Annotated in this window: 6 protein-coding genes and 1 pseudogene; 3 read left to right on the forward strand and 4 right to left on the reverse strand. The window is 67.1% G+C overall.

Features of this window, described 5'->3' with window-relative positions; all coding sequences use genetic code 11:
• A partial coding sequence (locus A5652_RS16065) for a Rieske 2Fe-2S domain-containing protein (RefSeq protein ID WP_197513977.1) occupies positions 1-904 on the reverse strand: 904 nt, incomplete at its 3' end.
• A gap of 93 nt (positions 905-997) precedes the next feature.
• Here A5652_RS16065 and A5652_RS16070 point away from each other — a divergent pair.
• Positions 998-2296 carry a cytochrome P450 gene (locus tag A5652_RS16070; RefSeq protein WP_369805805.1) on the forward strand — a complete coding sequence of 433 codons (1299 nt, stop codon included), beginning with the start codon at positions 998-1000 and terminating at the stop codon, positions 2294-2296.
• Between the two features lie 198 nt (positions 2297-2494).
• On the opposite strand, the gene A5652_RS16075 is transcribed toward A5652_RS16070, so the two are convergent.
• From A5652_RS16075 to A5652_RS28625, 3 genes are read right to left on the reverse strand one after another with little or no spacing between them, the layout of a single operon-like run.
• Positions 2495-2686, reverse strand: coding sequence for a ferredoxin (locus A5652_RS16075; RefSeq protein ID WP_067127944.1), 192 nt, complete (start codon positions 2684-2686; stop codon positions 2495-2497).
• Between the two features lie 18 nt (positions 2687-2704).
• Positions 2705-5098 carry a CoA transferase gene (locus tag A5652_RS16080; RefSeq protein WP_067353242.1) on the reverse strand — a complete coding sequence of 798 codons (2394 nt, stop codon included), beginning with the start codon at positions 5096-5098 and terminating at the stop codon, positions 2705-2707.
• 59 nt (positions 5099-5157) lie between these two features.
• Positions 5158-5328 carry a hypothetical protein gene (locus tag A5652_RS28625; RefSeq protein ID WP_232001209.1) on the reverse strand — a complete coding sequence of 57 codons (171 nt, stop codon included), beginning with the start codon at positions 5326-5328 and terminating at the stop codon, positions 5158-5160.
• Between A5652_RS28625 and A5652_RS16085 the strand changes: the two are divergent.
• Both A5652_RS16085 and A5652_RS26875 read left to right on the forward strand, forming a co-directional pair.
• Positions 5257-6013, forward strand: a pseudogene (locus A5652_RS16085) (FadR/GntR family transcriptional regulator). The gene A5652_RS28625 and the pseudogene A5652_RS16085 sit on opposite strands and share 72 nt — an antisense overlap.
• 19 nt (positions 6014-6032) lie before the next feature.
• On the forward strand, positions 6033-6159 hold a 127-nt coding region (locus A5652_RS26875), incomplete at its 3' end, for an SDR family NAD(P)-dependent oxidoreductase (protein WP_156745376.1).

Consider the following 6159-nt stretch of genomic DNA (forward strand, 5'->3'; position numbering starts at 1 on the left):
GGGCGAGGAACCGAGCGGCACGTCCGGTGGGCACGTCACCACCGTCGCCGGGTTCACGTACAGAAGCCTGGGTGTAGAAGTAGTCGGTGTAATCCTCGTCGACCGGCGTCTGGCCGGTGACCTGCACGGTGGCCACCAGTTCGCTGGGGAAGCGCACCACGCCCAGGCCCAGCGAGTAGTTGTCGTAGATTATCTTGGCGTCGACCGGGCCGTTCGGGGTCAGCCACGTCTGCGCCCGTCCCCCGCCGAAATGGGCGTTGACGGTGGCGTGCAGGTGATACCCGGCCACCTCGAATGACGCCGTGGTGGCCGGATTGGCGGCCTTGTGCACGTACTGAACGTGGTAGGGGTCAGCGGCATTTTCGATGATCATCTGCGGATGCACCTTGACCCGGTTGAGCATCTGGGTGTGCGGGTGCAGTGGGTAGTACTCGTTGGTTTCCAATTCCGGCAGCACCGGTGGCTGCCAGTAGGGCGCCCGGCCGTGCCGCTCGTGCCAGGCCAGGATGAAGCCGTACCACTCCATGCTCGGATACGTCCGGATGCGGACGTTGTTCTTGCAGCCGATCTTGCTGTACGGAATCAGCGCATTGGTACCGTCGCCGCGCCACCGCCAGCCGTGCCACGGGCAGACGATGTTTTCGCCCTCCACGGTGCCGCCGACCCCCAGGTTGGCGCCGAGGTGCTGGCAGTAGGCCTCCATCACGTGGACCTGGCCCGACTCGGTGCGGAACAGCACTAACTCCTCACCGAAGTAGTGCGCGCGCCTGACCTGGCCTGGAGCCAAATCGGTTCCGAAGGCGACGATGAACCAGCCCGTGGGGAAACGGTAGGTCGACAGCGCGATGCCGGCCTGCCCGAACTCCCGTTCTGAAGGGTCTGATTCTGGAATCGTATTCGTCACGAGAACTCCGTTTCCCACGCGGCCGGGCGCATCGGGGCCGCTCTTACCTCACCGCGTTTCGACGACTAAAGTCTATTTTTACTATTTTAGACATTGAACGTCAACGCGACACCGGCCGGTCGTCGCGTGACGCCTGAGCCAATGGGGGTTCGCATGACGGCCGCTGCGGTGGACCTTTCCGATTTCGCCTTGTGGCGTAATGGTTTTCCCGACGAGCTGTTCGCCGAGCTGCGGCGCACCAGGCCGCTTTTTCGGCATGACCTGACCCCGGGTGTCGCCGAGACCGTCCAGCGCCAGTTCTGGGTCGCGACCAAACACCGGCACGCGGTTCGCCTGCACCGCGACACCGAGTCGTTCACCGCGGGCGACGGCCCCCTCATTCAGCCGGTCGCCATGTTTTCGTCGTTCCCGACGATCATCACGTTGGACCCGCCGGACCTGAACAAGCGCCGCAAGCTGATCTCCAACGCCTTCAACCCGCGCGCGATCGCCAAGCTGGAGAACGGCATCCGGGCGCGCGCGGCGCGGATGATCGACGGCCTGCTCGCGCGCGGCGGCGGGGACTGGATCGAGGACGTCGCCGACGCGTTGCCGATGTCGGTCATCGGCGACATCATCGGCATTCCGGAGGAGGACCGGCCGCGAATCTTCGACATCTTCGACCGCATCCTGAAGGCGCTTGCGCCGGAGGCGGGCCCGAGCGGGCAGGTGGAACTCGAGCTGTTCGGCTCGGTCTTCGAATACGCGATGGAGCTCACCGCGGAAAAGCGGCGCAATCCCACGGACGACATCTGGAGCACGTTGGCGTCCGCGGTGATCACCGGTGACGACGGCGAGCAGTTCAGCCTGCCCGAAAACGAACTCGAGTTCTTCTTCTTCGTGCTGGCGTTCGCCGGGAGCGACACCACCAAGAACGCACTGGCCATCGGGTTGCAGGCGTTCGTCGCCAATCCCGAGCAGGTGGAACGGTATCGCGAGCGGGAAGACCTGCGCGCCGGCGCGGTCGAGGAGGTGTTGCGCTGGGCGTCTCCGGTGGCGTACTGGACGCGCACCGCAAAGGTCGACGTCGAGATGGACGGCCAGCACATCGCGAAAGGCGAACGGGTGGTGTCGACCCTGCGTTCGGCCAACCGCGACGAGGAGGTCTTCGAGTCCCCGTTCACCTTCGACATCGGTCGGCAGCCCAACCCCCACGTGGCGTTCGGGGGCGGCGGACCGCACCACTGCCTGGGCGCGATGCTGGCCCGGGCGGAACTCCGCGCGGTCCTCGACGAACTGTTTCTGCGCTGCGATGACATCGAGATCGGTCCGGCGAAGGTGGCCCATCCGAACCTGGCCACCAACATGTCGATCTATGACGAGATGGCGATAAAGCTGACCGAGCGGCGCTGAGTTCGGGGCACCCACCGATGGTGAGTTTCGTGAGCGATAGCGCCGGTGCTAGCGCATTTAAATCTCACTTGCTGACGGACAAGCAGCCGGCACCCGTGCCGAGCGGTGCCGCGTATGACTTGCGCGACTCGCCGCTCGCCGCTCCGCGGCTGGGGTGCCCAGCACGCGCCATTCCGGCGCCCCCCGTCGTCGAGCGCGTCAGTCTTGCAATCGCAACGCGGCCTTGGGACATTGGTCCACCGCGGCGCGCACGTCGATTTCCAGTCGCGGCGGCACGGGTCCGTCCGCGATCTGCACCACATCGGCGTCGCCCAGCTCGAAAACTTCCGGCGCAAGCGATTCGCAGAAGCCGTTGGCTTCACACAAGTTCTCGTCGACCGTTACGCGCATCAATTGCCCTCCACTTCTCTAGAGGCCCTTGGGTCGGGTCCCGGTTACCCCGCCGGTCGCGAGGCGTGTCAGTTCTTCGTCGGTCAGCCCGCACCGCTCGCGCAGGATGTCCTCATTGTGCTCGCCCAGCTTCGGTGGCGGCCGCAGCAGCCACTTGTCCTGACCCGCGAGCCGGGTGAACGGCGGGCAGGGGTACAGGCCGAGTCCGGTACTCGCGTGATGCAGTGCCTCGAAAAAGCCGCGTTCGCGCAGTTGGGGGTTGTCGGTGACCAGCGACGGCGACACCACCGGAGCCGCGGGCACACCCACGCCGGCCAACCGCTCCACCGTCGGGGCAAGTGGCTGTCCGGCGCACCAATCCGCCACCCTGCGGTCGATTTCGTCGGCTCGCCCGTGGCGCCCGGCGACGGTGGACAGCTCCTCGTCGTCGCACCACGCTGGTCGACCCATCAGGTCCACGAGCGCCCGCCACTGCGCGTCGTCGCGAACGGTGATCGCTATCCAGTCGTCCGATCCGGCGCAGCGGTAGATGTTCTGGATGGCCGCGCTGTGACCGCGGTTGCCGCGACGGCTCAGGGTCACCCCGAAAACTTCGGACTCGATCGCCTGGATCGCGGTGGCGTTCAGCACGGTTTCGAGCATCGGCAGCTCGACCAGTTGACCCGTCCCGGTGCGTTCGGCGAAGCTCAGCGCGGCCAGCACGGCGAACGCGGCGTGCACTCCGGCCAGCGGGTCACAGGCCCCACGCGGTGTCACCGGCGGGGATTCCGGTAGTCCGGTCACCCAGGCCAGGCCGGCGATTTGTTCCATGGTGGGCGCGAACCCGACGCGCTCCCGCCACGGCCCTTCGACGCCGAACGCCGGCATCCGGGCGAACACCAGTTTCGGGTTGAGGCTACGCAGCACGTCGTCGGTGAGCCCGAATTGCTCCATCACCCGAGGCGAGAAGTTCTCGATCACGACGTCGGCGCCGGCGACCAACTCGGTGAACAGGCCCCGGCCCTGCTCGGATCCCAAATCCAGTGTCACCGAACGCTTGTTGGTGTTCATCGCGTGGAACACCCAGCCGTACTCCCACCAGTCGTCCACGTCGGTACGCATCCCGCCCGAGTACCGGATGCCGTCGGGACGCTGGATCGACTCGATCTTGACGACGTCGGCGCCGAAGGCGGCCAGCAGATGGGTCGCGGCGGGGCCGGCCCAGAAGGCGGTCAGGTCGACGATGCGCACACCGGCCAGCGGTAGCCCGTCCGGCTCCGGTCCTACCTCGGATTTCGCACGGCGCCAAGGGGATTCGTCGTCGGCCTCGCCGAGGGCGGGCGTGTCACCCAGGGGCGCGGGCGAACACACCGACATCAGCCAGGGCGGCCTTGGCTGATCGAACCCGGCGGGGTTACGCGCGAAGGCCCCGCGCTCGCGCACGTATTCCAGGTCCCGGATCGTCGAGCCGTTGCCCAGCGCGGCGATCGGCAGCCGGAACAGCTGCCCGAGCTCGACGATTTCGGCGACGGTCCGTTGGGCCAGCCACGGGTGGATCTGCTCGCGGATCAGGTCCCGGTATTCCCACCGGCCGATTTGGAACCGCAGCTGTTCGATCTCCTCCAGCTGCGGACATTCGACCATCGCGGCGAAGTCGAGCCACTGCTGACCGGTGACCATGGTGATCCCGACGTACCCGTCCTTGGCGGGTTCGATCGACGGCACCTCGGTGGTGCGGCGGATCGGCGGGACGCGCAGCAGCTGCGAGTGCAACCATTCGCTGCTCTGCATCGTGGTGATGGCTTCCAGCATGGACAGGTCCAGGTGTTCACCGGGCCCGCCGCGCTCGACGCGTCGGAGCAGGGCCAGGGCGCCGAACCCGGCGAACACGCCGCCCATGTACTCGCCGAGTTCGCCGCCGATGGAGATCGGCGGCCCGGCCGGGTCGCCGCGGAAGCCGGGCGAACCCGCCCACGCCTGCAGGGTGAACTCGGTGGCGGCCCGGTCCGCGTAGGGCCCGGTCCAGCCGAAGTCGGAGATGGTGACGATGATCGCCCGCGGCGAGCGGTCCAGCAGCTCTTGCGGCTCGATGCCCAGCGCCGCTGCGCGCGCCCGTCCGGCGGTCACGACGACGACGTCGGCGCCGCCCAATTCGTCGCGGTAGCGCTGCGACCCGGGCGCGAAGGTCATGCTGCGTTTGCCCGCGTTGAGGTAACTGAAAAACGGTGCGCTGCGTCCCTGGCCGATCGGGGAACCGCTGGCGGAGTAGCCCCGCAACCAATCCCCTTGCGGCGGTTCGATTTTGTGCACCTGCGCGCCGGCGTCGCGCAGCAGCTTGCCGCAATAGCTGCCCGCTATCCGGTCACTGATCTCGACGACACGCAAATCCTGTAGCGGTGTCGGCCGGCTTTCGGACCGCTCGCTCAATTGCACCCGCCCTTCCGATCGACAAGCGATCAGAGAAGCTATTTATATCATTACTGCTAAAATAGCTAAGCCAGCGAGTTGCATTTCGTTTCGAGGATCGGATGACCGCCTTGGGAATTGGCCCCGACGCCCGGCGCCGGCTGTCGGCGCCGCGGATCGCCGAAATCGTAGCCGACGAGTTGCGCCGGCAGATCATCGACGGCGAGCTCGCGGACGGTGATCTCTTGCCGCGCCAAGAGGTGCTCGTCGAACAGTTCAACGTGAGCCTGGTCTCGCTGCGCGAAGCCCTACGGATCCTGGAGACCGAGGGCCTGGTCTCGGTGCGGCGCGGCAACCGCGGCGGTGCCGTCGTCCACGCCCCGGCGAAGACCAGCGCCGCCTACATGCTCGGGCTGTTGCTGCAAAGCGAGTGTCGAGGTCGCCGACCTCGGCATGGCCTTGCAGGAACTCGAGCCCGCCTGCGCCGCCCTGGCCGCGCGCCGACCGGACCGGGCGGACACCCTGGTTCCCGAGCTCACGCGGATCAACGAGTCGATGGCCGAAAACCTCGACGACGGAAGGCTTTTCACCGAGATCGGGCGCGAGTTTCATGATCTCATCGTCCGCGGCTGCGGCAATCACACGATCATCGCGGTCGTTGGGAGCCTGGAGACCCTGTGGAGCAGCCACGAACGGCAGTGGGCCGACGAGAGCGCGTCGCGTGGCACCTACCCGTCGCTCGCCCAGCGCCGCGCGGTGCTCAACACGCACGTCAAGCTGACCGAGACGATCGCCGAGGGCAACGTCGACCGGGCGCGCCGCATCGCGGGTCGCCACCTGGCCGACACCCAGACCTACGTCCTGTCCGGTCAGCACGACCAACGCATCTATGCGCTCTCCCCGCAGGCGTTGTCGCGCCCACGGGACATTCGGCACTCCTGACGAGCGGCCTGCAACGGTCATGCGAACCGCATTAGTCACCGGCGGAAGCGGCGGGATCGGAAAAGGATGCGCCCGCAAGCTGGTTGAGCGCGGTTATGACGTGGTGCTCTCCGCGCGCCGCGAGGCCCCCTTACGCGCGGCCGCCG

This window comes from Mycobacterium sp. 1165178.9, from assembly GCF_001673555.1.
Classification (GTDB): Bacteria; Actinomycetota; Actinomycetes; order Mycobacteriales; family Mycobacteriaceae; genus Mycobacterium.

Coding starts and splice junctions, on each gene's coding strand:
- A5652_RS16075 (WP_067127944.1), bottom strand. CDS start 2,686: ATGCGCGTAACGGTCGACGAGAACTTGTGTGAAGCCAACGGCTTCTGC.